This window comes from Nitratidesulfovibrio liaohensis (genome assembly GCF_011682075.1).
Lineage (GTDB): Bacteria > Desulfobacterota > Desulfovibrionia > Desulfovibrionales > Desulfovibrionaceae > Cupidesulfovibrio > Cupidesulfovibrio liaohensis.
The window spans coordinates 1-1,582 of the sequence record NZ_VSMK01000514.1; the positions used below are offsets into that span (position 1 = coordinate 1).

General features: G+C 67.5%; 1 protein-coding gene and 1 pseudogene. Both read left to right on the top strand.

Features of this window, described 5'->3' with window-relative positions:
* A partial coding sequence (locus tag FVW27_RS15060; RefSeq protein WP_167126645.1) for an ABC transporter permease occupies nucleotides 1-828 on the top strand: 828 nt, incomplete at its 5' end.
* Nucleotides 829-1,107: 279 nt separating this feature from the next.
* A pseudogene (locus tag FVW27_RS15065) lies at nucleotides 1,108-1,582 on the top strand (hypothetical protein); the annotation flags it as partial.

Consider the following 1,582-nt stretch of genomic DNA (forward strand, 5'->3'; position numbering starts at 1 on the left):
GGGGCGGCAGGCGGCACGGCACGGCCCGACGGCGCGCCCCCGGCAGGCGATGCGGGCACCGTGCCTGTGCAACTCATCGTCAACGGGGTGGATCCCAACAACGCCCGCACCGTGTCCGGCTACGTCACCAGCGTGTGGCAAAGCTGGCTGTCCGGTCGTGTTGCCGCGGCCGGGCAGGTTCCGGCGGTGCGGATGGCCACGCGCATGTGGTTCAACCCCACTGCCGATAGCCGCCACTTTCTGGTGCCGGGGCTGATGGTGCTGATCATGACCCTGACCGGCGCCCTGCTGACCGCCATGGTCATGGCCCGCGAATGGGAGCGCGGCACCATGGAGGCCCTGCTGGTAACCCCGGTGCGCATGGGCGAACTGCTCACCGGCAAACTGCTGCCCTATTTCGTGCTGGGCATGGGGGGCATGGTGCTGACCGTGATCATGGCCCTGTACCTGTTCGGGGTGCCCCTGCGCGGTTCGCTGGCGGTGCTGGCCGGGGCCTCGTCGCTGTTCCTCACCGCCGCGCTGGGCATGGGGCTGTTCATCTCGGTGCTGGCGCGCAACCAGTTCATCGCCGGGCAGGCCGCGCTGCTGGCCACCTTTCTGCCCGCGCTGTTCCTGTCGGGGTTCATCTTCGACCTGGAAAGCACGCCCGGCTTCGTGCAGGCGGTTTCGTACGTCATCGCGGCGCGCTACTTCGCCACCCTGCTGAAGACCATCTTTCTGGCGGGCGAGGTATGGGAGGTCATCGTGCCCAACGCGCTGGCCCTGGCCGCACTGGCGTTCTTTTTCCTGACCGTGGCGAGGCTGCGTTGCCGCAAACGGCTGGATTAGGGCCGTATCCAAATTGTCCTTTCGCCCGTTGGCTTCCGACCCGAAGGGCGCGGGGCGTGACCCTTGGGCGAGCTTGCGAGCCCTACGGACATCGTGCGCAACGCGGTCAAACGTCGCCCGCCATATCGGTCAAATGCAACAAGAGTACGCGCTGCGGCCTCATCCGCAAGATTCGCACTGCGTGCTCACCTGGCGGCTGAGGCACTCCCTCATGACAGGCTCGTTTTCCTTGCCAACAAACGAAAATCCTACTTGGGACACGGCCCCTCGGAGCGCGCCATGCACGACCACGCCATCACAGACAACATAACCCGCAAGCCCCCCGCCGCGCGCACTTCCGCCCAGCCCGGCCAGTCCCTGCAATCCGGCCAGTCCCTGCAATCCGGCCAGTCCCTGCAATCCGGCCAGTCCGTGCAATCCGGCCCGCTGGCCCTGCTGCACCGCCTGCTGGCGCTCATCGTCAAGGAATTCCTGACCCTGCTGAAAGACCCCAAGAGCCGCACGGTGGTCATCCTGCCGCCGCTGCTCCAGACCATCATCTTCGGCTATGCCGCCACCTTCGACCTGGTGGACGTGCCCTGCGCCATCTACGACGAGGACCGCAGCGCGGCCTCGCGCGAGCTGGCCGCGCGGGTGGCCGGGTCGCCCACGTTCCGCGTGGTGGAATACCTGCACCGCGATGCGGACATGGCCCGCCTGCTCGACGCCGGACAGGTGCGGCTGGTGCTGCGCATCGGGCAGGGCTTCGAGCGCG